General features: G+C 58.9%; 16 protein-coding genes and 1 pseudogene. 12 read left to right on the top strand and 5 right to left on the bottom strand.

What is annotated here, in order from left to right:
* Positions 1-12: 12 nt before the first annotated feature.
* Genes dpdE through RZ1_RS27510 form a run of 8 tightly spaced genes read left to right on the top strand, consistent with a single transcriptional unit; the run spans position 13 to position 17,548 of the window.
* On the top strand, positions 13-3,321 hold the full coding sequence (gene dpdE / locus RZ1_RS27540; protein ID WP_083583958.1) for a protein DpdE: 3,309 nt from the start codon (positions 13-15) through the stop codon (positions 3,319-3,321).
* Positions 3,318-5,909: a protein DpdF gene (dpdF, locus tag RZ1_RS27535; protein ID WP_083583956.1), complete on the top strand. Its 2,592-nt coding sequence runs from the start codon at positions 3,318-3,320 to the stop codon at positions 5,907-5,909. The genes dpdE and dpdF overlap by 4 nt, the downstream gene beginning before the upstream one ends.
* Before the next feature lies 1 nt (position 5,910).
* Positions 5,911-6,834 (top strand): protein DpdG, encoded by a 924-nt coding sequence (gene dpdG, locus RZ1_RS30250; RefSeq protein WP_139282021.1) that lies wholly within the window; start codon positions 5,911-5,913, stop codon positions 6,832-6,834.
* Positions 6,835-6,837: 3 nt separating this feature from the next.
* Positions 6,838-9,915, top strand: coding sequence for a protein DpdH (gene dpdH / locus RZ1_RS30245; RefSeq protein WP_072815903.1), 3,078 nt, complete (start codon positions 6,838-6,840; stop codon positions 9,913-9,915).
* Complete coding sequence (locus tag RZ1_RS27525) at positions 9,915-10,619, top strand: hypothetical protein (protein ID WP_072815901.1); 705 nt, start codon at positions 9,915-9,917, stop codon at positions 10,617-10,619. The genes dpdH and RZ1_RS27525 overlap by 1 nt, the downstream gene beginning before the upstream one ends.
* Positions 10,616-15,061, top strand: coding sequence for a protein DpdJ (gene dpdJ, locus RZ1_RS27520; protein WP_072815899.1), 4,446 nt, complete (start codon positions 10,616-10,618; stop codon positions 15,059-15,061). Before RZ1_RS27525 ends, dpdJ begins: the two co-directional genes overlap by 4 nt.
* On the top strand, positions 15,058-15,588 hold the full coding sequence (dpdK, locus tag RZ1_RS27515) for a phospholipase D-like domain-containing protein DpdK (protein WP_072815897.1): 531 nt from the start codon (positions 15,058-15,060) through the stop codon (positions 15,586-15,588). The genes dpdJ and dpdK overlap by 4 nt, the downstream gene beginning before the upstream one ends.
* A complete protein-coding gene (locus tag RZ1_RS27510) occupies positions 15,575-17,548 on the top strand; it encodes a hypothetical protein (RefSeq protein ID WP_139282020.1) in 1,974 nt (657 codons plus the stop codon). Before dpdK ends, RZ1_RS27510 begins: the two co-directional genes overlap by 14 nt.
* 229 nt (positions 17,549-17,777) lie before the next feature.
* Here RZ1_RS27510 and dbpB (RZ1_RS27505) read toward each other — a convergent pair whose 3' ends face one another.
* Genes dbpB (RZ1_RS27505) through RZ1_RS30240 form a run of 4 tightly spaced genes read right to left on the bottom strand, consistent with a single transcriptional unit; the run spans position 17,778 to position 21,674 of the window.
* Positions 17,778-18,875, bottom strand: a complete 1,098-nt coding sequence (gene dbpB / locus RZ1_RS27505) for a DGQHR domain-containing protein DpdB (protein WP_072815893.1) — start codon at positions 18,873-18,875, stop codon at positions 17,778-17,780.
* A 2-nt stretch (positions 18,876-18,877) separates the two neighbouring features.
* Entirely contained in the window at positions 18,878-20,110 is a 1,233-nt protein-coding gene (dpdA, locus tag RZ1_RS27500; protein WP_072815892.1) for a tRNA-guanine transglycosylase DpdA, read from the bottom strand.
* Complete coding sequence (gene dbpB, locus RZ1_RS27495; RefSeq protein WP_072815890.1) at positions 20,107-21,246, bottom strand: DGQHR domain-containing protein DpdB; 1,140 nt, start codon at positions 21,244-21,246, stop codon at positions 20,107-20,109. Before dbpB (RZ1_RS27495) ends, dpdA begins: the two co-directional genes overlap by 4 nt.
* Positions 21,243-21,674 (bottom strand): hypothetical protein, encoded by a 432-nt coding sequence (locus RZ1_RS30240; protein ID WP_139282019.1) that lies wholly within the window; start codon positions 21,672-21,674, stop codon positions 21,243-21,245. The genes dbpB (RZ1_RS27495) and RZ1_RS30240 overlap by 4 nt, the downstream gene beginning before the upstream one ends.
* A gap of 584 nt (positions 21,675-22,258) precedes the next feature.
* Here RZ1_RS30240 and queC point away from each other — a divergent pair.
* Genes queC through RZ1_RS27470 form a run of 4 tightly spaced genes read left to right on the top strand, consistent with a single transcriptional unit; the run spans position 22,259 to position 24,581 of the window.
* The gene (gene queC / locus RZ1_RS27485; protein WP_072815904.1) at positions 22,259-22,960 is read left to right on the top strand and encodes a 7-cyano-7-deazaguanine synthase QueC; all 702 of its coding nucleotides are present in this window, start codon (positions 22,259-22,261) and stop codon (positions 22,958-22,960) included.
* Positions 22,957-23,592, top strand: a complete 636-nt coding sequence (queE, locus tag RZ1_RS27480) for a 7-carboxy-7-deazaguanine synthase (RefSeq protein WP_072815886.1) — start codon at positions 22,957-22,959, stop codon at positions 23,590-23,592. The genes queC and queE overlap by 4 nt, the downstream gene beginning before the upstream one ends.
* Complete coding sequence (queD, locus tag RZ1_RS27475; RefSeq protein WP_072815884.1) at positions 23,589-23,954, top strand: 6-carboxytetrahydropterin synthase QueD; 366 nt, start codon at positions 23,589-23,591, stop codon at positions 23,952-23,954. Before queE ends, queD begins: the two co-directional genes overlap by 4 nt.
* Positions 23,955-23,984: 30 nt before the next feature.
* Positions 23,985-24,581 (top strand): VUT family protein, encoded by a 597-nt coding sequence (locus RZ1_RS27470; protein WP_072815883.1) that lies wholly within the window; start codon positions 23,985-23,987, stop codon positions 24,579-24,581.
* 216 nt (positions 24,582-24,797) lie between these two features.
* Here RZ1_RS27470 and RZ1_RS31010 read toward each other — a convergent pair.
* A pseudogene (locus tag RZ1_RS31010) lies at positions 24,798-25,036 on the bottom strand (HNH endonuclease); the annotation flags it as partial.

Below are 25,036 nucleotides of genomic sequence, written 5' to 3'. Positions count from 1 at the left end.
AAAGGTAAAGGTATGGACCGTCAGGCTAAGAGGTTTACGACGACTCTGAGCGAAGGGTGCTTCGTCGATTTTCCCGGCGCCCCCGGACTCGGCAAGGTCTCTACCGTCGACAGTGGCAGCATCTGTATCGAATTCTTCGAATCTGTCGCGCAATCTGTGGCCGCCACCGTAACGGTATCGGAATGCGCTCGCGTCGAGGTTCCCCCCGAGACCCGCGCATTCTGGCGGGACCCCGACACCCACCACTGGCGCGCGTGTCGAGTCAAGGCCAACAGTGGGTCGACATACTACGTGCACTTCCCGAACTCTGAGTACGACTCCGCTGTCGACGAACGGGACCTCTACGTGCGCTGGGACCGCCCTGTCGCCGATCCGGTGGATGTTCTTGTGACCGGCGGGAACGAATCCGCCTATTTCTACCATGCCCGCATTCCGTTTCTGCACAACATTGTCGCACAAGAAGCAGCGTCCTCCGGAATTTCTGCGATGCTGTCGTCCGCCGTCGAACTGTACCCGCATCAAGTCAATGCAGCACTGACCGTGCTTTCTGATCCGGTTCAGCGGTATCTGCTGGCCGATGAAGTCGGCTTGGGAAAGACCATCGAAGCCGGGTATGTTATCCGGCAGACATTGCTTGACAATCCCACAGCCACAATCACGATTCTCGCACCAAGGGGCCTGCGAGTTCAGTGGCGTGAGGAGTTGTCAACCAAGTTCTTTACTGACGACTTCCCTAGAGCGCAAATCCGCATCTCCTCGCACGACACTCCAGAAAAATGGATCGCCTACAACGGTAGCGACCTAGTGATCGTGGACGAAGCTCATAGAATTGCCCTTACCAACAATCCGGCGTCGAGTCCTTATCGAGAACTTGCGGAACTCGCTCACTCCAGCGCCAGCATTCTCTTGCTTTCTGCCACGCCGGCCAGTACTCACTGGCGGATGCAATTGGGCTTCCTCCACCTACTAGACCCTCAATTGTATTCCTGGAATCGAATGGACGAGTTCGAGCACAAGTACGCGGTTCGCACCAAATTGGCGGATTCGGTATACCAACTGGACGCGGACTATCCGCAGTACATTCGGGACGCTATCGATGAAATCACCGAAGTAGTTCCACACGATCCTCGGTTCCAGAAACTCGGCGAACGGGTTTTGTCTCAACTCGACGAGTACGACGACGTGCGAGACGATGTGGATCCGATTGTTTTCTCCGGTTGCGTCGAAGCCCTTCGCGCGCACATCAGCGAGACATACCGCATCCACCGCCGCGTGATCCGAAACCGGCGTGCACTCGTCCTCCGAGAGAGTTCCACCTCGGAACTTCTGCCTTACGACGTTCGGGGACGTTCCGTGCCGCGCCGACTCCGGTTACAGTCCGACGTGCGCTGCGCTCACGACGCACTCGTGGATTGGCAGGTGCGTGTCGCTGAACACCTCGTCGATAATGGCCTTGAAGGCGACGCGCCTGCATATGCGCTCATCCTCGCAATCCTAGCTTCGCGACTCCCCGGACCTGTCAGCGACCTTCTCAATGTATTGCGGTGGCGCGTCAAGCGTGACGCTGAGGCCGCACTCCAGGCAGGACTATCTGCCGCCGAACGGGACGCCCTTTGCGCGGTGCCCTTGCACGACTTCGAATACTCCATGATCGACCAACTCGCCGAGCAGGACACTCCCGAACTCGTTCGAGCGGACACCAATACCCTGCTGACGACCCTCCTTCCCGTTCTCAAAGCAGGCGGTCGCGCAATAGTTTTCTGTGGTCCCGGCACCCTGGCGCGAGACCTCCATGCGCGGATGCGACAGAGATTTCCCAAGGCTCTGGTCGTTCTCCACGATTCGTCGTTGTCGGATGAGGACGCTCACGAAAGTGTGTCGACGTGGAATTCTCACGACACGCCCCAGCGAGGAATCGTTCTTCTGATCGATGTCTCTGGCGAGGATGGCCTGAACTTGCAGAAGGCTGACATAGCGGTCCATGCTCGGGTTCCATGGTCGCCGAACCAGTTGGAGCAACGACTCGGCCGGATAGATCGCTACCCAGGGCACGAACCAGGGGCACCCCGGAGTCCGGCACGTACATACGTCGTGGCAGAACGGGAGGAGTCCGAATCGTTCAACTCCGACTGGCTCGAACTCCTCGAGAACGGTTATCGGATATTCGAAAACTCGATCTCGTCCATGCAGACGTTCATTGCCGATTCCACCCCCGCAGTTTGGGTGCCCGCACTACTCCACGGACCAGGTTCTCTCCGTCTGCAAACGGATCAGGTTCGCGAATCCCTTGCCACGGAACGCAAGGAGATCGAGAAGTTCGACATGCTCGACTCGATCGACAACACGTCCATTGATCCGACAGAAGTAGCGCGCCGACTCAATGATTTCGAAGCGGAATGGCATTCGATCCAGCGCGCCACGACTGGCTTCGCGGGCACTGGCGAAGGTGGACTCCACGTGAGGTATTCCGAGGTGAACCGACGTAGTTGCCCCCTTTTCGCCTTCGACCTGCTCGGATCTCGGCCACTCGTTTCCCCGCGGTTGTACCGCGAAGCGAGGGTCAAGATCCCCTCCGCCGCGATGCAGGGGACGTTCAATCGCAACGCAGGCCTGCGCGCTACCGGCATTCGAATGCTACGTAGCGGTAATCCGGTAATCGACCTTTTCGAACAGATTTGCCGCGTCGATGATCGCGGACAAGCATTTGCGTTCGAACGAATCGTTCCACGCCTTGAAAGAGACACCGAGGCATTCTTCAAGTTCGACCTCGTAGTCGAACCGGATGTAGGGCCGGCATTGACGCTTCTTCCAGACTCCGACACCGCTGCTCGCGCAGTTCGTCGTAGAGCATTATCCATGCTGCCGCCGTTCACCCTTGAAGTTTGGGTCCCCGCGGAGGCCGATGCGCATTTACCTGCCGCAACCACGGTCACACTCCTCCAGCGTCCGTACAACAATCGACGGGACCGCAATTTCAATTCTGAACGCATCTCTCGCCTGCTGGAGGTGTTCGGTGGCTGGCAAGAATACGAGCAATCAGCGCGTCGAGCCCACGACAGGGCCGTGAGACATCTGACCGATACCTCTCAACTCGTCGAACGCTGTGAGGAGTACGCGGCTCGCACCGAGGTTGCCTTGGAGGTGCTGCGTGCTCAGAGTGAAGCGCGCCGTGCTGCAGGCAGGATTCTCTCGGATTCTGAAAGTCAGCAACTCGATCTCGAGGTGGGCGAGGCGCTTGTGTCAGGAATCCGGCAGCCTCGAATCCTCACCGTGGCAGCAGGTTGCGTGGTGCTGAGCAATCCGAGACGGAGGAACTCGTGACATCTTCCGAGACGACGCGAACCATCCAACGCCTGCTCGACGCGTGGCCCGATGTTCCCAAGGAGGACAAACTCCACGGGTGCGCGCGGCGGATTCGTGACGCTTTGCTCGGCCTGCAATCCGGCAAAGCCAGCGTAGGAGACATCACCACTCTGGCGCGCCAGATCATTCTCGACGAACTCGCACGCAGATCGGTCGGCGAACTCCTATTTCCTCGGACGGAAGGCATGCCTGACGCGGCCGACTGGTCACGAGTTGGGTGCCATGCGATGGCTGTCGGTGACCGACTGCGGGTCACCGCCCAATGGTGGCACCCACCGACCCAAGACGACGCCTCTGACTTCCACGCCGCCGAGGACATTCGCGACATTCACCGCGGGGAGTTCTCCGTTGCCAGAAGACACATCAAGAAACTCGATGCCGATCCGTTCTGGTGGGAGGCGCTCGGCTACCCAAACTACGTTTCGACAGGCCAACGCCAGGCTGCACGGTCAGTCGTGCTCGCTCCGCCTGGAAGCACAACAGTCGTGTGCTTACCAACAGGGCACGGCAAGACCGCGGTGGTTCAGGCGCCTTTCCTTCTGGAGAGGGAGGGACACGATGTATCGATTGTCGTCGTTCCGACGGTTGTTCTCGCCCTCGACATGGAACGTCGATTCAAGGAGTTGGTTCGCGACCGCCATCTTTCCGCCAGTTCAACCGATCGCTACGCCTATACAGGCGATCTCCCGGACGAGGTCAAGACACGCATCCGTGACGATATCCGGCAGGGAACACAACGTGTCGTCTTTACGTCCCCCGAAGCTCTGGCCACCGCTCTTCGACCGGCCGTTGAAGCTGCAGCCCGCGAGGGGAAATTGCGACACTTCGTTATAGACGAGGCGCATCTGGTCGAACAGTGGGGTAACGAATTCCGCCCAGAGTTCCAGTCCATCTCACATCTGCACCGCCGCTGCTTGACACTCGCCCCACCCGGGCGTGAACCTGTCACTGTCACGATGAGTGCAACCCTCACCACCCACCAGATCACCACGCTGACGGATCTGTTCAGGGGTGCCCACAGCCCCGAGGTAGTCTGGGCAGCGCAACTCCGGCATGAACCGAGTTACTACGTCGACCGATTCGGCGACGAGGACGAACGGACAGCAGCGGTTCTCGAAGCCGCTTTGAAACTTCCCAAGCCGATGGTGCTCTATGTCTCGCGGAGGGAGGATGCACCCCGATGGGCGGAATTCCTGAGAGCGCGCGGAATTAGCCGTACCGCGGTGGTCACCGGCGACAATGATGACGACGAACGCCGTGACGCACTGGAAGGTTGGGCTGGCCGCGCAAGCAATGGTGCCGAGTCTGCCACACGCTACGACATCGTCATCGGGACCTCCGCCTTCGGCGTCGGTGTCGATCTGAACGACGTCCGGTCGGTGATCCACGCGTGCCTTCCCGAAACGATAGATCGCTACTACCAAGAGGTTGGGCGCGGCGGACGAGACGGTCAACCGTCTATCGCGTACCTAGCTGTTGCTCCATCCGACATCGGAATCGCTAACTCCCTGGGGCAGCAGAAACTGCTGACGGCCGAAACTGCCCTCAAACGGTGGAACGCAATGTATGCCTCACGAGAGCGCCTCGAGACAACGGTTTTCCGTCTCGATACCAACGCTCGCCATGCCCAACTTTCCGAAGGATATGAACGCCATCGGACATGGAACATTCGACTGCTCAATCTGATGGCACGCTCCGGGTTGATCGAGTTCAGCGATCCAACTCCACCCGAATTGGATCCTTCGTTGAGCACGGAGGAACGCGTCGCTGCCCTCACGAAATTCTACGAACGGTACAACGATCACGTAGATGTCACAATACGGGATACGTCCTTGTTCGACGAGACAGTGTTCTCGAACCGCCTCAATGCGGTCCGCGAGGCCATATATCGCGCGAACAAGAGCGCGACGAACGCGATCTTAAGAGTTCTATCAGGCGACGAATGTATCGGCGCGCTCCTCAGTGAGCACTACGCGTTCACACGCAATGGTGTGTCACTCCGCCCCGGTGTCAGCTGCCGAGGTTGCCCGGCCTGCCGGCGCACTCGCCAGATGTCGGACGGCTTCTTTCGAATAGCTCCTGAACCCTTTCCATTTGTGGCCGGATACGACGTCAACGGTCTTGACGATCCATTGGCTCGGCATCGTGGAAGGTACTCTCACGTCAGCCTGAGGTGGTCCGGCTCGGGTACGGCGCACTGGGAGATCGAACGACTACTTCGCGAACTCATCGGCCGCGGCGTGCGAGTTGTAGGAGGTCCTGGGGCTTCTTCCTCTCTGCTGAAAAAGTTGCAGCGTGAAGTGCGCCCAGCCCCCATCGTCGCGGATCGGGACGGTTCACTACTCTCGGAGTACCCCGGGACAGTCGTCTGGGTCGCGTCACCCGACGACGATCCATGGCCGAACGACTTGATCACCCGATTGAACTCGGAGGATCGCACATACGTCGTCCACTCCGAGTCCGATTGGGAATCGAGAGCAACGCCTGGCCGGAACACACCCTTCCTACCTTCGCACTCAATCACGACAGTTTTGGAGCGTTTTTGATATGGGCCTCATCAACGCCGAAGACCCACTACCCGGACATGTCTGGGCGACGGTCCGGTTGTTGCTCGCTAGCAAGGAACGGTCCCTTGCGGCGGCGGACGCACAGGCACTGCTAGCCCCACCATCACTTGGCGAAAGGTCCTCGTCGATCTTCCGCAAAACGACACGACTCCTGTCACAATTCGGACTCCTGGACAACTCGGACGGTCTGCTGCGGATCGCGAATGACGAACTGGCTGCCGTGCATCGCGACGACGTCCAAACATTCGCCGGTCTGCTACGGCGGGTCTTCTTCGCCGATGAACAGAACACAGAACTCACGGCACCCACTGGCGAGGTCAGCCAAACGGGCGCACTCGACCTGAACCGTGCTCTCGCGTGGTTCCTATCCTTGGATCCGTATACCGGTTACGACCTTGAGGCTGAACTCCCCCGCGCCAGCAAAGCACTGCGCCCGGAAGCAGGCAGTAAGGCGTTGGTGAGAGAAGAACGGTTGTCACCGTTTCGAGCGTGGTCCCAATTCCTCGGCCTGGCGAGTAGTCGCGTTGTAATAGCCGGGGGAAGGGGCGGTGAGAATGATTTCCTGTCGAGAATCGCACCGGATTGCACGCCTGCAGCACGGAGCGTCCTCCGGACAAGCGATGAGCTCACTAAAGGCAGTGCGGTTCCTGCTCCCGCCGTTCTTTCTCTACTTAGGAAGGAAATCCCTGTTGTGCCTGGGGGCCGACACTCCATAGAGGTGGGAATCACACCGCCAGATACCGACACCGCAGGGAGTGTCCTTTCCTACGCCCTGCTTCGCGGGCAAGACGAGGGATGGCTCGTGCTAGACCGACTCAGCGATTCCGAACATCGAGTCCATTTGATTGACCCCGATGCCGGCGGCAATGTCAAGTCAATTTCCCATATCACGATCGTGGAGTGAATCGTGTCTGAGTTCGTCAATTTTGTGTGCTGGGACCCGATAACGGTCCCATCCTCTATTGCTACCGAGGCCGTAAGTGCCGATCGCGAGGTCTTTCTCGCCACGCACTCACCACTGCGAATCAATCAGGCACGCCTACTCGGTAATACCGACATCGAAAATACCGGAAGTACGGTCCGCGAAAAGGACGTACTAACGGACTTCCTCGGGGCCAGATCGACTACTGGCGCTCTGTTGATGCCGATCGTTGGCGGTTCCGGATCGGGTAAATCTCACCTCGTGCGTTGGGTCAAGGAGAACATCCCGCCAAGCGAGTCGCGAAAGGTCATTTACCTGGAGAAATACAAGACGAGTCTACGTGCCGTCATCGGAGCGCTCACCGAGGACGCAGAGTCCGGTGTTCTTGCCGATCTACGACGTGATATCGATCATTTTTCTGAAGGCACTTCCGAAACGAAACTTGCCTACGATCTTCTAGATCAACTGGCGGCAGCCCTGCATCATGCCGTCCCAACTCGGGACGATAGGCACGGCCGGACCCTCCTGGGTGAGAAGGGTCTGCCTGTTCTTCTCCACGATCCTGTGATCCGAGGCATCATGCTCGAACCGGATCGCTTCATCCCCCAACTTGCCCACCAATTGCTGGAGGACAAGACGAGTGGGGAGAAGGAGAGGCCATCCGGATTCTCCACGAACGATATTCCTGTCGACATCGATGCGCGGGTGCTCGAGGACGCAACGACACTATCCAAGAACCTGATTCGTCGCCTGAGCACCCGTGACGATCTTCTACTGGCCGCAGTGCAATTACTAAATACGCATCTCGAAACCGCTGTAAAAAAGGCGACAAATCTCAGTGGTGGCCGCCTCGGGGATGCCATGCGCACCGTCCGTGAGGAGTACAAGAGGAAGAATCCCGACCTAGAGATCATCTTGCTAATCGAGGACTTCGCTCTGATTCAAGGTGTGCAGGGTGACCTGGTGGATGCAATCCTCGAACCATCCACCCGTGAAGGCGTGGAGTTCATGGCGCCGATTCGCACAATGATGGCTGTCACCACCGGTTACTTCCACCGGATGGACGAGACAGTCCTGACCCGAATTGGATCGACGAGTGCTCATGTCTACAATCTCGATGTTGCCTTTGATGACGAACAGGGCGTGGACCTTGCTTCCGACTTCGTCGGAAGGTATCTCAACATTGCGCGACTGCTGTCCACAGAATCCACGAAACATGCCGTTGCGACACAAGAGAACGCCTGCGAAAAATGTCCTGTGAGGACCGTCTGCCACGACACTTTCGGCGTTTCCCCTAGTGATGGATACGGACTCTATCCATTTAATAAGGATGCACTGACCCGGTTGGTGCACTCAACCGCAGGGGATGACCCTCGACGCTTCACCCCGCGAACGGTACTGAGCAAAGTCGTGATCCCCATCCTAAGCACTCACGCAGATGACCTGGAACACGGACAATTTCCCGGCGATCAATTTGAACAAGACTTCCCCGTTTCGACGATCGATTCGACATTACCCAGCAACATCGCGGCAGATATCGATCGGAACGATATTTCCGACGCCAGTCGCCGAAAGACACTACTCACCTTCTGGCACGACGGTGGCCAAAAGCAGACCAATACAGATATCCTGCGAGCATTTAGTGTTCCTCCTCTCTCGATTCCGTCGGACCGGACGCCAAGTTTCGTCCCTGGCTCACCGAGTCGAACCCCCACAGCACCATCCAGTATGAGACCGGATCGAAAGCAACAGACCGCTTTCTCGACAGACCTGCCTGCATCACTCGAAAAGCAATTGGCAGCGATCGAGAATTGGGGCACTCGCCCCGACTCATCCCTCACCGACGCGGATATCAGCCGAGTTGTCCGGGGTTTCCTGGCGCGTACCGTCTCTGATGCCTACCTGTGGACCACACCGGTCACCAAGTCTTTGAATCAGGGCGACATAACTCCGTTTTGGTGGAATGGCGTCGGCAGACCCGTCTCCATCGAGGATGCAAATGAGAACGTGGGCAAGGGCAAACAATCCCCGATTTATCTCAAACGATCGCCCGAAAACGCGCTCCTCTTCCAAGAAATTCACCTTGCCAAGCACCACAAGCGAGGAATAGGGGGACGTTACAACCGACGACTGGCTGCCCTTGCCGAGGAGCATTCCTCCACGTTCTCACGGGAACTGCAGAAACAACGATATTCGTCCGACGAGGTGCTCGTCAAAGCGATGACTGCATCTCTGATCGGCGCTGCGTTGTTCGGCCGGGCCCGACCCCAGACCGCGATTGCCGACCTCATGTCGGCGGTGTTCGACGATGGCACGTCGTGGACACTCCAGGACCTACCGTGTCGAGTCCCCAACTGGGAGGCTCTCGCAAGGCAACACCAAGCGGCAAGACCCACCCTGGTCGCCCGCCTTCGTGAAGCCTTCGGCATCTCCAAGGGCACCGGTGCAGCACTCTACCTCGACGCCGCCCGTGTCCAGCCACTCTTGGATCGCGCGAAGAAGATTTGGACCTGGGATCCCCCAAACGACATCCCGGATTGGCTCGCGCCCGCCTCGAAGTCCTTCTCGAAGTTCCCCACCGTTGTGGTCGAACAAGCAGCAGCCCTGCAGAACACGATCGAAGCAATCCGACAGTTCGTCCCACGGGGCGTGACGTGGGCGGAAATCGTGGCCAGCGTGCGCGCCTCCCTTGAAGCTTCAGTCAATGCGAGCCTCCCGATTGCACCCAATGTGAGTGCAGAACTACAACGATTCACATCAGAACAGATTGATGTTGGGTGGACCGAAGTTATCGCAATCGAGGACGACTTGGCGCGGATCGACGAAGCAACAACCTCGTCCGACGAAATCCATTCTCGAAGTGTTGCCGCATGCGCACGGCGGCATGCCGTCGACTTCGACAGCATCATCGCGTTCCTTACTACTGCGGATAAATGGATTGACGCAGCACTGAATGAACAATCGCTCACTTCCGCATCCGACATCGTCGAGGCTGCGTCTAAGGAAGTAGCAGAGGCCGTCGACAAATGGGCGCACGTCCTCGAGTCGGAGAAAGGCGACTAGTGACCGAAACAGCGAATGCTCCGCGCCATCTGCTCGCCAAAGCACAGAAACTGACGGCGCTCGCGGAAACGTTGGGAGCAGATCGTCAGAAAAAGAACGAAGCAGAACGTATTTCGCAGCGAACTCACGAGTTGCGTACCGCAGTGTCCTTGCTCGATTCAGCGGTGCAATCCGCCCGAGCCTTGACGGAACTCGACGCTTCGTTCATCTGGGATATCGACGAAGCCCGCGCTCGACAGCGCAAATTCGTCGGGGTCATCAAACGTTATCCCATGCCGAGCGACAATGTATTCAACTCGGCCTGCACAGACCTCCGCAATTTCTCCGAAAGACTTGACCGCAACTCGCGCCGATTTTGGAATTCCTGGAAGAATCAGAAACAAACCGACCTGCCGATTTCTCGCCTGGTCACTCTCGATCCGCACGACCAAGCGGAAGCGAATAAATTGCGTGAGACCCTATTCGAATCCGGAGCGTACGACAATCCAACTCCCGCAGCAATCCGCTTGTTCCAACGAGAACTTCGCGAATTGACCGACCTATTGGAAAAGGCCCCCGAACTCCCGTCCGCGCTCGAGGGAATCTACCGCAAGCTGAGCACCACCGGTGCCGCTCTGTCCGATATCGACGACGAGACAATTGCATTGCTTCGCCAGACGGGGACGCTATCCAACAGGATCATCCTGAAGGTGATCCACTCGTGACGGATCGACTCCCGAAGGATTTCCTCAACGAACTTCTCAACCGTTGCGAAGAACTCGAACTGCCACTGTTGTCATGGGGACTGACAGACGTCGCACTCGACGAGGACGAGGTCCTCGCGGCTATCCGCGCCGTTCAGGAGAACCATCCAGACGTTCGTCAGTCAGCGGAAGAAGTCCTGGAGTGTTGCGTGTCGGACCTGGCGTTGCTACTACGACTTCCAGACCGGAACACGCCAAGATATCGCACGCGCATCGCCGAAGCGGTCCGGCTGACAGCGAACCTCCGTCAGTTGTTCCCTCCGAAAGGCGCGAACGACCACAACTCCTGGCGCACGGGCAAGAATTTGGTCGCTGACTATCGATTGCACGTCAGCCCCCGTCGATACCCAAGGCGTGACGTGCCTGCAGAAGAACTCGTACGGGAACTGTCATCGGTCCAGGATCTGCATCCGATTCAGAAGGACGTGATCGCCGCCCAAACCCGAGGCCGACTCCTCTCACGATTCCAGGTTGAGTCCACCCTCGCTGTCTTTAACGGCCTAAGGTCGTCACGAAACTCTGCTGTCGTGGTCGGTGCGGGAACCGGTAGCGGGAAGACACTGTCGTTCTACCTTCCCGCATTCACGGACGTCGTCAACCAGGTTCACGAGAACGGCCGGCACGTCGTCCATACTCTCGCGCTATACCCTCGAAAGGAATTGCTACGTGATCAGTTGGCTGATGCGCTGTCGACCGCACTGATCCTCAATCCGGTACTTGTCAAAAACGGTCTGCGCCCACTTCGACTCGGAGCCCTGTACCAGGACGTGCCCTCCCATGCGAATGCATGGGTCTTCTCTGGAAAGGGAACGCGGGACTCCGCTTGGGAGAGGACCTCGAACGGTTGGGCCTGTCCATTCGTGCCGTGTCCTACGGACGGATGCGATCACGGCAGACTCGTCTGGGCCGACCGCGATCGGCGCGCGCAGCGAGAACGTCTCCGGTGTGACTCCTGCGGAATTGAGATCGACGGCACCATACTCGCACTGACAAGAGAGTCCATGCGTACTACTCCACCGGACTTTCTCTTTACCACCACTGAGATGCTGAATCGAGCCAGCACTGATCCAGATCTCGATTCCCTGACCGGATGGGCCAGACACACTCCGCGCCTGGTATTGATGGATGAGATCCACACTTATTCGGGAGTACCCGGCGCCCAAGTCGCACACCTACTACGTCGATGGCGAAGTACGGCCTCTCATTCGGTCACCTTTGTTGGACTGAGTGCGACTCTTCGTAACGCGGATACGTTCTTCGGTTCACTCGTAGGACTGGACAGTAGAAACGTCCGCTATATCGAACCGCGCGAGTCCGAGCTGGAGTCGGAGGGACGGCAGTACTCCCTGGCACTGCGCAATGACCCAATTTCTGGAGCAAGTGTCCTTTCGACCTCGATCCAGACTGGGATGCTATTCGGCCGAATCCTCGACCTGGGCTCCTCCGATGGAGTATTCGGATCAACCGGATTTCTTTTTACCGACAACCTTGACGTCACCAACCGCTTCTACAACGACCTCCGAGATGCCGAGGGTGGGCAATCCCGAAATGGGACTCGAGGTGGATGGCGCCCGGTCCTCGCCGGCCTTCGATCGTCGCGACGCCCCACCCACATGGACCGGTTTCGGGAAGGTCAGTCGTGGGACATAGTCGAACGAATCGGTCGCACCCTCGATCCGGAACTACAATCAGGTGCACTACGGATCGGCCGCACGTCCTCGCAGGACTCCGGTGTGGCTTCCACAGCCGATCTCATTGTCGCGACCGCTTCACTGGAGGTCGGATTCAACGACAACAGGGTCGGCCTTGTTCTCCAGCACAAAGCACCACTGAGTGCATCTGCTTTCATTCAGCGACGTGGCCGCGCAGGCAGACAGCGCGGAACGCGCCCCATCACCGTAGTCTCACTCTCCGATTATGGTCGCGACCGCTTCGCCTACGAGAACTACGAGACACTATTCGACCCCGAAGTCGAGAGCCGATCACTGCCCGTTACCAACCGATTCGTCCTGAAGATCCAAGGAACCCACGCCCTCCTTGACTGGATTAACGCCCAACTGCGCCGACAGCACCGGTATATCAACGTTCGGGACGTGCTCACTGCACCGAAGCCAGGCAAGAAGGTACCGCCGAAGGAACACAGGGAAGCGGCGATCACACTACTCGATCGGGTATTGAACGATACGCAAGTCCAGGATCAGGTCGCCGAGCACCTGCGTCGCACACTCCAGATCTCCGAGGAGCATGTCCAGGCCGTCCTCTGGGAGCAACCGCGTTCGATCCTGCTGGCAATGGTCCCGACCGCCCTTCGCAGGTTGCGCTCGAACTGGAAGCCGGTGAGCCCGGATCCCGGCGCCAAACCCGACTCCCTGCTTCCCGAATTCATCACTCGGGCCTTGTTCTCACCACTCGACCTTCCCGAGGTCATGCTGGACATGCCTTTTGCCGACGAACCCGAGTACATGCCGATCCTCCAGGCGATGCGTGAAGCAGTGCCCGGTCGGGTGAGTCGCCGCTTCGGGCATCGCCGTGATGATCACCGTACGTGGCTCCCTATGCCTGACAATCCAGACAACGCAATTGACCTCGACACTTTCGTTGTGCTCGGCGAAACCCTAGGAAATCGAAGGGACGACACAACAGGCGGAGAGGTCACTGTAGTGCGACCGTACGAGATCGCACTGTCAGTCCCCGACAAGGCGGGCGTCGCCGATCGTTCGCAAGCGATCCCGGTGTGGTCCACGGAGATTGCGCCTCGTCCCTTCACACCCCTGACACCAGCGGACGTCCCCTTGAACTCCACCTGGGAGAACGCAATCAAGTCCGTTGACTTCGCGATGCACAGCACAGGCAATCCCGTCGATGTACACAGGACGTCTGCCGAGGCTCATGCCGATTTCGTGGACGGACAAGGTCAAACATCCCGCCATGTGATTCGCTATTCCCGAGGAGGCGAACCCGCTGCTCTAGGGTTCACCCTTCCTGTCGACGGGATCCGCTTCCGAGTTGCCCCACTCGTTCTGGGGTGCGACCGCGTACGCGAACACTTGCGGTCACCGCAATGGCGCACGTACGCCTTTCTACAGGAGTTCACCAATGATGTGGGACTTGTCGATGTGGTCAACCCGTTCCAGGCCGGTTGGCTCGGTCAGGTGTATTTGACGGCTTTCGCCTTGTCAACAGTTGACGCCGCGACCGATCGATCGAGTGCAGTGTCATCTCTGTCCCAAGGCGGGTGGGCATCCCACCTTCCGGAGGTCCTTCGGGTTCTCTATCGATACGACTCGGACGAGGATTGGACCGACGAACGACTCGTTGCAGTACTGTCCGAACTGGCCAACAATCCCGCAGTGCAGTCGGCAATCGACCGTGCAGCGCAAGTCCTTGTTGCCGATGACATCACGGAGCGGACCTCGACACTCGCACGGCGGACATACCTCGATACGTTGGCAGGAGCGGTGCTCGCAACATGTCTTCGCGCCTGCCCGGACGCCGGCGACACCGATCTTGTCGTGGACGTAACGGACATCGACGGAGGCGGCTCAGCCGACATCTGGATTAGCGAGACCTCCGTCGGGGGAACCGCCTTCGTCGAAGACATCGCGCGGTTCTATTCGTCCGATCCCCGCCGATTCTGGTCCTTGATCGAGTCCGCACTCGGACCCACCGAATCCGAGTACGTAGACGCCGCGCTCACCGCTCTGCTGCGGCTTGTTCGAAATAGCCCAGCCTGCGACCTCGCTTCCATACTTCAACGCCTTCGGAGCGACATCAGCGCCTCGGCCTCGATCGAAGCCTTACGAGCGCTACGGCAGCAGTGGAGTGCGATTGATTCGCCGCCCCGTCACTCCGCGCTAGCCGCCCTGTCGAGCAGAATGCTGAGGAAGGGTTCAGGGCCGGCCACTGATTCTGCGGTGTTCGAACTGATCCAGAACTGGGACGCGTGGGAACAGGCTTCGGGCATCGAATTGGACTCCCGAATCGTGGCATATCTCGCCGCGACACGGGGAGGTTCGTCGATGAACGCGGACCAAATCTTCAGCCTCCTGTGGCCGCGGGGGCCCGTCGCCAGAAACCGTAAGGTGATGCACTATCAGCCCTATCGTCGCCAGTTGTTCCTGGACCGACTGCTGGTTGACGCCGCGCTCTTCCGAACCGTCCCAGCGGTCGACGTAACCATCGACGGTTGGGAAGATGAGTACCGCACAATGCTGCAATCGTCTTCCGCAGTCGACCTGTGGTGTCCTTCTTCCGGAACGACGACGTTGTCCGACGCCCTGATCCGGATCCCTGCACTCCCCGTCTCCCAGGGCCACCTAACGTTCTACGGGCAGGTTCGCGGCGTCCGGCGAAATGGAACCAAATTGACGGCACGGATTGAGATTTCGGAGTCCTTGCAATGACACGGCTGGAACGTACCATCCGCACGAGTTGGGCCACTGGGATCAAGGCCGACACCTTCCTGGAGACCATCATGGTGTCCGAACTCCTGTCCCCCAGTAGCGACTTATGGTTGGTCTCACCATGGATCACTGACGTCGTCGCGGTTGACAACAGTTACGGATTCTACGACGACATGTTCGAGAATCCGCCCTCCCGACTCCGACTGGCAGCGGCACTGGGCGTCCTATCCGAGCGAGGATGCCAGGTCAGAATCGTCACACGATCCGACCCGCACAACGATGCTTTTCTCGACCGAGTCACGAGTGCTGCTCCACACATTCTGATTGCCGTCGACGAAAGCGATTGGGTCCATGAGAAGACCTTCTGCGGCCAGAACTGGATCATCACCGGATCGATGAACTTCACAATCAACGGGACGGAACGGAACGACGAATACACGACCTTTCATTGCGGCGGAAGTCTTCCAGCACAGACCCGTATCGACCTCAACGCGCGCTGGAAGGAGCAACTCCATGTCCGAGGCTGAAGTCGAACTCGAACGCTTACTGACCAGCTTCTTCGGCGAGGGTAATGCAGCCTGGCCCGGAATGGACCCGAACTATCGGTGGTCATCGCGGGTAGTCCCCTTTGTCGAAAACGCGCGCCGCAGTCGCCGCGGCCCGCTTGTGCTGCCCCGCATGTCCTACAGCGGGAACCTGTTCGTTCTCTACGTTATTGTTCCCGATCCGCGGGAAACCGTATTCGTCACGGAACTGATCCGCTCATTCGCCGGCCCAACCCTGATCGAGACCTTCGATCGCGCGATCGTCCCAGTGCAACCAGATCAGAGGGACGTCGTGGAACACGGAATCGCCGCAGCAGCTCCACGTGCATCAATCCTCAAACTCCAAGCAGCCTCGTCGAATTCAGCCCGCAAAGAGTTGACCGACTCCATGATCTCGATGCTTGATATGATCGGCCAAATCCCGCAGCGGAACCTGCAGCATCGCAAGCCGATCGGCCGACTCTTGGCCGAGTTCGACGCGGCACTTTCATCGGGGGCAACTGATGCTTCGCTAGAAATCCTGCAGCAGATCGAATCCGTCGGCGGAATCACAGCCACAAATCTCGCTGCCCTGAGAATCCGGCGCCTTGACAAACTCGGGCAAAGCCGATCTCTTCTCGACTACGAAGGACTCACCGACGTGTTGCTTCAGCACGTCTCGGGTGCCGTGCACGAATCGGTCCTCAACGCGTTGTGGACCGAGTTCGTTGAAGACCCCGTCTCACGCGGCGAGGTCGACGATGCGCTTGCCGCCCTCAGTGCATCTCCACTCGCTATGCGCCTGTTCCTAGGCGTGGACTACTCCGCGTTCGGAAGTTGCGCACTGAGTGTGATCGCCCTCCTCGCGATCCACTTCGAAGACGAGCGAACACTCACCGACGCGTCAACGGTACTGCTCGCCTCGTCGTCGGCCGCCACCATCCCTCCGGCCATCCGTTCCCTACTGCACATCCATGACGAGGCAAATCCACCCGAACCGTCGCCGATCTCCAATCAGGTGCCGACGACCGCGGCGGTTGGATCGTGGACCGAACTCCTCCACCGCTTGGACACCTTCGATCCTGCCCAACTTTCCACTCAGAAATTTGCGTCCTGGCCATCGCCGGCCGACGACGATGCTGCGCTGGCCGACTCCTTCGATAACCTCGGCGACATGCACGCCGACATGGCATGGTCAGTGGTCGGGCCATTCCTGGAATCCATCGGATACACCGAAGCCGCACCGCTCAGCGCCCGGGCCCTGATTCGTAACGCAATTGCCTTCGACCGCTTCAGTCCAGGCGACCTCGCGACAATCGCAGCACTTCTGGAAATTGCTCTGAGGTCGGGAATGAAGCAAGTCGACTACGTCGACCTGCTCCTTGAACTCCAATCTTCGTACGAACAGTGGAGTTCTCCGGGCAACGCTCCCTTCGTGCTCGACCTGGTCGATCGACTGGCTATGTCCGCATGTCCCGATGAGGACGCTCGCAGAACCTTCACCGCGACGGTCTTCGCTCCCCTGCTGCGGCACCTTCCACGACTGCATCCCGTCGACCGTGACTTCGGCGCGAGGCTGTCGAGCGAGGTCGGTCTCGAACTCGACTGGTCGCTGCGCACTGCCACGACAGACAAGGTCGACTTCGAGCAGTCACAGCCTGCACTGAAAGTACTGCTCTATTCTCTCGACGAGGGCGTACTAGCGCGCTGCGCCGAGCAGTTGGGGCAAACCTCGCCGACCCTCCGAGTCGCAACGGCACATGATCACGTCGGCGGACCGCAACTCAAGGAGAAGGTTCGAAATTCCGACATCATTGTTATTGCAACGCGGTGCGCGAAACATGCTGCCACCGGCTTCATCGGAAAGTACGCCGAATCGTCAAAGATCTTTTTTGCGCAAGGAAGTGGATCAGCGTCACTCTTGCGCGCGACGTACGGTGCGCTTGAGGCGGTGGTCTTGTAGGCATCCGGGTGCCATCCGGTTTTATTCAGAGGCAGATCTGGTCGTTAGTAATTCCGAGCACCATGAAATGTTTCGCCGGCGGACGGACCGATCGGCACAATGAACTCGTGCTAGCCAGGTCCAGCTATATACCTGCGGACTCCTTGACACAACCTGACGGTCCAATCGTTCCGAAAACCGGCACGAATGGACTCCAGTGCAAATTGACCGATGGAGCAGTCGGGTCGCATCAACGAATCACCCGCAAGAAAACGTTCGTCAACAGCTTAACGTCGTTAGGCGTGTTCTGCAGAGAATTCCATCGCCTCTGATCGTCCGGACCCAAGTCCCAGACTCCACCTGTCCACGCTGCGATATCTCCGATCGAGGCGAGCTTCCTGTCAATCCGAAGTTCGTTGAAATCCTGAGGGTAAACTCCCTCGGTTATCGAATCCATTACGTATCCGAGGGCCTGGATACCGACGCCGTGGGTGAGGCGGGACTTCCTCGGAGGCATCTTCCACTCGATCGGCCAGGTGTTCTCGACGAGTTTCCAGAATGCCGTCAAATGCAGGACCATCTGATCGATGTCGCCGGAACCATCGTCGGGATTCCGGTACTGATACAGGGCACCGTCGTAAAGACTATTCTCGATCATCTTCAGGATCGTGTTGTCCTTGATTTCGCCGTCTGGCGAAGTCGGCATCGCGATCTTCCGGTAGAAGGGGCCCTCCGGGTCGCTGTTCAACCGGATCATCACTTGAGCAGGCAACTGACGGCGCGCGTACTTCGGCGGCAGGTACCCCGCAGTGTCAGGGAGCAGTTCGTGAATAAGGCCCTTCGGCAGCGGCTTCGTGTTGTTGACCAGAATGAATTGCGAACGTTGTTCATCCTCGGAACTTGCGATGAAACCCACTGCAGCTACCGGAAACTCTCCCAGATCGGCCTCGCGGATGGCAGCGCTGCGTTGCTGGCCGTCTACCAGCAGGGCGGGTTTGTCCTCTTCTGCGACACTCTCGTCGACAGGGATGATGATGTCGCCTGGCACCGAGTACTCAACCGAACTCTTGCGCCGATACGGTTCGAATCTGACGCGTTCGTCGAATGCGAGAACAACCGCATTCGGAAGCATCGCCCCGTCGGATTCCAAGTAACGCCGAATCGCCTTGATATGGCTGAGAACTTCCGGGCGCTGATAGCCGTCGAGAGCACCGTCATCGTCTCGGTGAATGCGCGAGACAGTCGCGAAGTCGTGGATCTTCTTCCCATCGACCGCAAAGCAGTAGATTCGGCGTTCACCCTGCTTCACCTCGATCGCAGGAACCCGAATCTCATATCTGTCGGCCATCTCTATCCCTCTCGACTCTTGCGACTACGGGGCAGCGCAGCCATTTTTGCTGCCAGCACCGACAAGTTGTGGAATCCGCGGCGCTTGTTCCGCTCGGTACCGCGGAAGATGGCCATCTCTACGCCGTGCTTACTACACAGGCCACAGGGGCACTGCTTCCACGGGCGATCGGCCAGGGTCCGTCGATACTCGTCCTCATAACTCTTCTTGACCCCGACGATCCGTTCGTAGGTGAGTACAAGTTCGAGTGTCTCGTCGAGGGTGGCTTCGTCCCGGTCGTACGCCCGCAACCCCTGCAGTGCGTTCCGCTCCGCTGCCACCGCTTCACGTTGTGAAACCTGACCGGAGAGGATCGCACGCTTCAACTTCACGTTCGCATCGACCTGCGGTACACGGACTGCCGAGTACGTCGTATCGAACGTGTGGAAGTTGTCACGGTCATCCATGAAGGCCTGTCGAAACGCCGAGGTGCTGTCGAAACTTGTGACTCCGAGTTCGGTAAATCGTTCGATTGACGCGACCCTGGTGATGCCTAGAAGGTGCAGTTCAGTCTCAGGCTTCAGAACGTCGCCGATCTCGACCAGACAATCAAGGATGTCAGGTGTCTTGAGTGGCACCATGCCACCAAGCGCAATCCGTCGATAGCCCATCTCTTGCAACTGCTGAACACTGTTCGCGTAACTGGAAGGGTCCCAACCCTGTGCGGCTCCAACCGGTTGCACCGACGACTTCCTCGATCGCGAGGCAGCGAGGAACTTCTCGGCATAGTCGAGTGAGATCTGACGGCGCTCGACCCACTCATCCATAGGCGCGTCGGACGTGCCCGGCCGTTGGTAACCAAGAATGATGTGGTCGATACTTACGCCCGCGTCGAATCCACACTGCTCGTAGAAGTCGAGAACTTCGTCGACGGTGTACGGCGGGACATGTTCGTCCACGTAGTTGAATGCGCCACAGTCACCTAGGGTTTCGACGTTCTCAGGGAGGCGAAAGAAGCGATGTACTCCCATACGGTACAAGCGCTGTCGCTGCGCCGTTGTGTATTTACCCGCTCCGTTGATGGATCCATCAACTATTGCCTTGGACACCAGAATTCCGTCGTATGCCGGCGCAGTGAGAACCTCATGAGCGTATCGGTCGTCACGCTGCCGAACCCGGAGTGGTGAGTACTCGTCATTGACAAAGTCGTAGGTCGGACTCACCAGGTCCTGGCTGTCCGGAAAGTAGAATTTCACTTCTTCCCCGCTCGGGCATCGACGTAGGCGCGAGCAAGATAGTTAGACAACGCCGAGATGTGACGCGGCGTGTTCTGCAACTCGTTCCACGGAAGGCCAATTTCGTTCCACGTGCCGTCAGTCCACCGACACAGCGGAGCGATTCGGCCAAGTTCGTTCCTCGTTACTCCAACAGCATCAGCCGAATCCACGGCGACATGGACCATCACTCTATCCATCAACCGACTCATGGCCCTAATCCCCACGCCCCCCATGAGACGCGACTGAACCGGGGGCTTCCCCCACGCATCCGGGAACAACTCGCACACTGCAGTCCAATACGTGAGCAGCAATCGGCGTATGCCCTCTGTATCGGTCGTACCTAGAGCCATGTTCCGGTACGGGAACAGCACACCAGCAGGCGATTCGAGCGATTCCTTCAGCGCCTCCACCAGACCGGTGTCGGTCACAACCGCCTTCTTTCGCTCGACTTCGTCACTGGAGGCACGCTTGATCAATCCCCTGAACGGAGAGTCCGGGTCCTGGTTCAGCATGTCGACCAGCGCTGACGGGAGCCTCCGAGCAGACAACCTCGGCGATGGTGCTGCAAATACCTCCGGCAGGAGCTCGGTAACCAGGTTCGACGGGAGCGGCGCGACCGTGTTGATTCGAAGAAACTGTTCACGCTGCATCGCCAGGGTCGGCGCAACGAAGCCTGCGATCGGCACGGGCATTCTGGAGTTCTTCGTGCGCGAAAGCGCCAGACTCCGCTGCTGTCCATCCACAATCCATGCTGGCCTGGGAGCGTCATCTGACTCAGGAATCGGAATCTCGAGCACCCCCGACGTAGACAAGCCATCGCTCGTCGCCGGCCCACGACTCGCCCTGAACTTGACAGTTTCCGGCAGCGCAAGGATCAGGCCGTTCGGAAACAACACCTCTCCGGAGTCCAGATACTCCAGGATCTGCTTGACGTGGTTACGTCGCTCCGGCCGTTGGTAGCCAATCAGTTTTCCCGCCTCGTCGCGGGAGATACGCGCGACGTCCGACACCTGACCGACCTCTTCTGCTGCGAGCGCAAAGAGATATACGGGCATGTCGGGATTCTGCATGATCCGTAGCGCCCGACGCTCGATCGTTCTTACTTCCTTGCTCATGACATGCCGACCTTCACAGCTCTGAAAAGTCGACCGAATCGCTTTTGCTCACATGCCATCCCGGAATCGCGGAACATGCGCAACGCCCGCGTGGCCGACAGTGATTGATCCAATGCAATCAGTTGCTTGATCGCCTCAACGATCGCAGCGTCGTCCACTGGGATTCGGTCATACCGTTCCTCACGTCGAACAGAGTGACACCACTTTGTCCACCGACGATCTGCGTGGGCATCCCACAAGACCCCGTCGTCTCGCTGGGCGAGCCAGGCTCTGGCGATCCGAAGATTCAGACTCGACGCAGTACCACCCAGTTCTGCACGCAATGCACGATCCGAGGGCACGCGATGCACACCCGCGATCTCCTCGGCACCTCCGACCATCACGACTTCGCCACTTCGGTTCCCCAGCGCGATCAGGTCGTCGCGCATCGCCCGTGCGTAACTCTCCGAAAGGACCAAGAGCACTCTGCGATCAGTCGACTCCACGAGAGACTCGGAATGCTGAAGGTCACCCGACCGGCGCCACCATGCCCTCACATCTGGGGCTCCAACTGCAACCGTGTCCGGTTGGCCTCCTGCGAACGTTGCCGAATACGACGGCGTCAACGAGTCGACGTGTCGCAACCCCAAGCCCGCGGACGCCACCATCATTCGGACTCGAAAGCCTCGCTCGGACGCATCCTCCGCAAGCCTCAGGGCCTGCAACCACGCCTCTCCTTGATAGAGCTGTCGGAGGGGGGTAGCAGGATGACCATGGTTGAGCCGACGGCTCCACTCATCGTGACGTTCGGCAACCGAACCGGAGGGCAACGAACGGACCTGGCACTTCGCGTCAGGCCTGATCGACTTCCGGTCGGTGCAGTTAACTACGAGCGTCAGCGCACGCATACAGGCTCCCTCCACCGTAGTTGCCTAGAGTACAAGAAGCGCAAAAACTACACCACCACCGAGGTGACTCACGTATGCAGTTTCCGATAGGCTGCACCTCAACGGCGATCACCCAGGAGGGCCAGATGGACACACCTGCTGTAGTACTGCTCAGCGGAGGGCTTGATTCGACGACTGTGATCGCGATGGCCCGCGAACAGGGTTTCACACCTTACGCGCTGTCCTTCAGGTACGGCCAACGCCATCTGATCGAATTGGAGGCCGCGACGCGGGCGGCGGATGCCTTCGGAGTCGCTCGCCACGTCGTTGCAGATATCGATCTCCGAATCTTCGGCGGTTCAGCCCTGACAGCCGACATCGATGTGCCGAAGCACTCGACCGCCGAGGAAGTGAGCAACCCCACAGAAGTTCCCGTCACGTACGTGCCGGCACGCAACACGATCTTCCTCTCTTACGCCCTTGCATACGCGGAGACGGTGGGCGCTACGGACATCTTCCTGGGTGTCAACGCCATGGACTACTCCGGATACCCCGATTGCCGACCGGAGTACATCGAAGCGTTCGAACGGATGGCCAACCTCGCAACCAAGATCGGAGTCGAGGGGGACGGCATCAAGATCCATACTCCCCTTCTGAAGATGACCAAAGCGGAGATCATCCGCGCGGGGACCGAACTGGGTGTCGACTACGGGATCACTTCATCGTGCTACGACCCGGACGACGCGGGCCGCCCGTGCGGACACTGCGACTCGTGCCTGCTCCGCCTGAGAGGGTTCGAGGACGCCGGCCTCACCGACCCCCTCCAATACCAAGACGCCCGACGATGACGTACAAAGTCAAGGAAATCTTCTACACTCTCCAAGGCGAGGGTGCTCACGCCGGACGGCCCGCCGTCTTCTGTCGGTTCACGTCGTGCAACCTGTGGACTGGCCGTGAGAGCGACCGCCACCGCGCGATCTGCCAGTTCTGCGACACCGACTTCGTCGGCACCGACGGCATCAACGGCGGCAAGTTCTCAACAGCGCAGGAACTTGCGGCCGCAATCGGCGCCCAGTGGCCGTCCGCCGACCACGCCGAGCGGATGGTGGTGTGCACCGGTGGCGAACCACTCCTCCAGGTCGACCAGGCACTGACAGCGGCGCTGCATGAAGAGGGCTTCTTCATCGCGGTGGAGACAAACGGGACTCAGCCTGTACCCCTGGGGATCGACTGGGTATGTGTGAGTCCGAAGTTCGGTGCCGATCTTGTCGTGCATCGAGGCAATGAACTGAAGCTCGTTTATCCACAGGCCGGCGATGACCCGTCGAACTACCTTCACCTCGAGTTCGATTCCTTCAGACTTCAGCCCATGGACAGTGTCGACGCGAGAGAAAATACTGCGGCTGCGGTCGACTACTGCCTCAATCATCCACGCTGGCAACTCAGCCTCCAGACCCACAAGTTTCTAGGAATACCGTGAGCGAAACTGTCGAGATCTTCCGCGAGTTCAACTTCGAGGCCGCACATCGGCTTCCGAATGTCCCTGAAGGACACAAGTGTTCGCGCCTCCACGGCCATTCCTATCGGTTCACTGTCCATGTGGCGGGTCCATTGAATCCTCAGTACGGGTGGGTACTCGACTTCGGCGATCTGAAAAAGGCCGTCAAACCGATTGTCGAAGAACTGGACCACTACTACCTGAACGAGATCCCCGGGCTCGAGAACCCCACGAGCGAAGTTCTTGCCCAATGGCTTTGGGCTCGCATCCGTCCCGATATGCCCGAACTCACGCAGATCACCGTCCGTGAAACCTGCACCTCCGGATGCACATACCGAGGATAACCTGCACGAACCCGTCGGTTAGGAACCAAGATGACCAATACCGTACGAGCAGTTGGCTATGTGGCCGCCGTTGGCGTGGCGGGTTCAGTCATCCTCTCCAACTGGCTGACGACGCGCTACGGATTCATACCTGTGGGGTTCGGTCAGGAGGCGACCGCAGGAACGCTCGCTGCGGGCGCCGCACTCGCCCTTCGGGATGCCGTCCAGGACGCGCTTGGCAAGGCTGGGATGTTGATCGCAGTGGTTGTCGCTACGGCACTTAGCTACTTCGTCTCCGCACCCTCGATCGCTCTTGCCTCCGCCACAGCGTTCCTCCTCGCTGAGTTGCTCAACTTTCTCATCTACACTCCGTTGCGCAACCGTTCACGACTCGGCGATCGCAGATGGGCTGCAGCAGTGACGTCATCCAGCATTGCTGGAGCGGTCGTCGATACCGCGGTGTTCCTGGGGATTGCATTCGGCGCGGCCGCGATCATGCCCGCGCTTCTTGGTCAACTCATCGGTAAGGCGTGGGCCACAATCCTCTATCTCGTCCTCGGGCGATCGGTTGCCCACCGCTTGAGGAAACGGAACGCACGAACCGACGAAGCAGTAACCGCACGCCAGACGCCCTCGCCGGCAAGCTAACTTCCACTTGGACCGCCCCAGGCGACATCGCAGTCCCTCGACGGCAATTTCGATGCCGTGCGGCCCGCCACGGTGCGGATTGTCCACGCCGGAAAGCAGCACCGTTTTCAGTGAGATCGACGGGATGCGCGGCATCCAGCCCTCGCACACCCCAATCGACGAGTACGACTCAAGCAGATGGCGCCTCTGGGACGACCTGCTCTCGACGTCCGATCATCAGCCGGCGCTAAGGAAGCGTTCGTAACTGAGCGCCAAGAGCTCGCGGTCGGGTCGCTCACTACGAACCGGCGGAACCACCATCAACTCCTGCCCGTGCCGTTCCTTGAGACCGTGCTCGAGCATCGGACCGTCAATTTCATCCAGGAGGTCCTTCCGGATTTCTACGACCAAGTCCGGAGTGATTCCCAGAATGTGTACGTCGTATGCAGCATGGTGGATCTTGCACAGCGCGAGGG

Source organism: Rhodococcus zopfii NBRC 100606 = JCM 9919, from assembly GCF_001895025.1.
GTDB lineage: Bacteria > Actinomycetota > Actinomycetes > Mycobacteriales > Mycobacteriaceae > Rhodococcus > Rhodococcus zopfii.
This window is presented reverse-complemented; position numbering and strand designations above follow the sequence as displayed.

What these genes read in the sequence shown, in the direction of transcription:
- dpdE (WP_083583958.1), top strand. Translation starts at nt 13, where the DNA reads ATGGACCGTCAGGCTAAGAGGTTTACGACGACTCTGAGCGAAGGGTGC.
- dpdG (WP_139282021.1), top strand. Translation starts at nt 5,911, where the DNA reads ATGGGCCTCATCAACGCCGAAGACCCACTACCCGGACATGTCTGGGCG.
- dpdK (WP_072815897.1), top strand. Translation starts at nt 15,058, where the DNA reads ATGACACGGCTGGAACGTACCATCCGCACGAGTTGGGCCACTGGGATC.
- RZ1_RS27510 (WP_139282020.1), top strand. Translation starts at nt 15,575, where the DNA reads ATGTCCGAGGCTGAAGTCGAACTCGAACGCTTACTGACCAGCTTCTTC.
- dbpB (WP_072815893.1), bottom strand. Translation starts at nt 18,875, where the DNA reads ATGGCCGACAGATATGAGATTCGGGTTCCTGCGATCGAGGTGAAGCAG.
- dbpB (WP_072815890.1), bottom strand. Translation starts at nt 21,246, where the DNA reads ATGAGCAAGGAAGTAAGAACGATCGAGCGTCGGGCGCTACGGATCATG.
- RZ1_RS30240 (WP_139282019.1), bottom strand. Translation starts at nt 21,674, where the DNA reads ATGCGCGACGACCTGATCGCGCTGGGGAACCGAAGTGGCGAAGTCGTG.
- queC (WP_072815904.1), top strand. Translation starts at nt 22,259, where the DNA reads ATGGACACACCTGCTGTAGTACTGCTCAGCGGAGGGCTTGATTCGACG.
- queE (WP_072815886.1), top strand. Translation starts at nt 22,957, where the DNA reads ATGACGTACAAAGTCAAGGAAATCTTCTACACTCTCCAAGGCGAGGGT.
- RZ1_RS27470 (WP_072815883.1), top strand. Translation starts at nt 23,985, where the DNA reads ATGACCAATACCGTACGAGCAGTTGGCTATGTGGCCGCCGTTGGCGTG.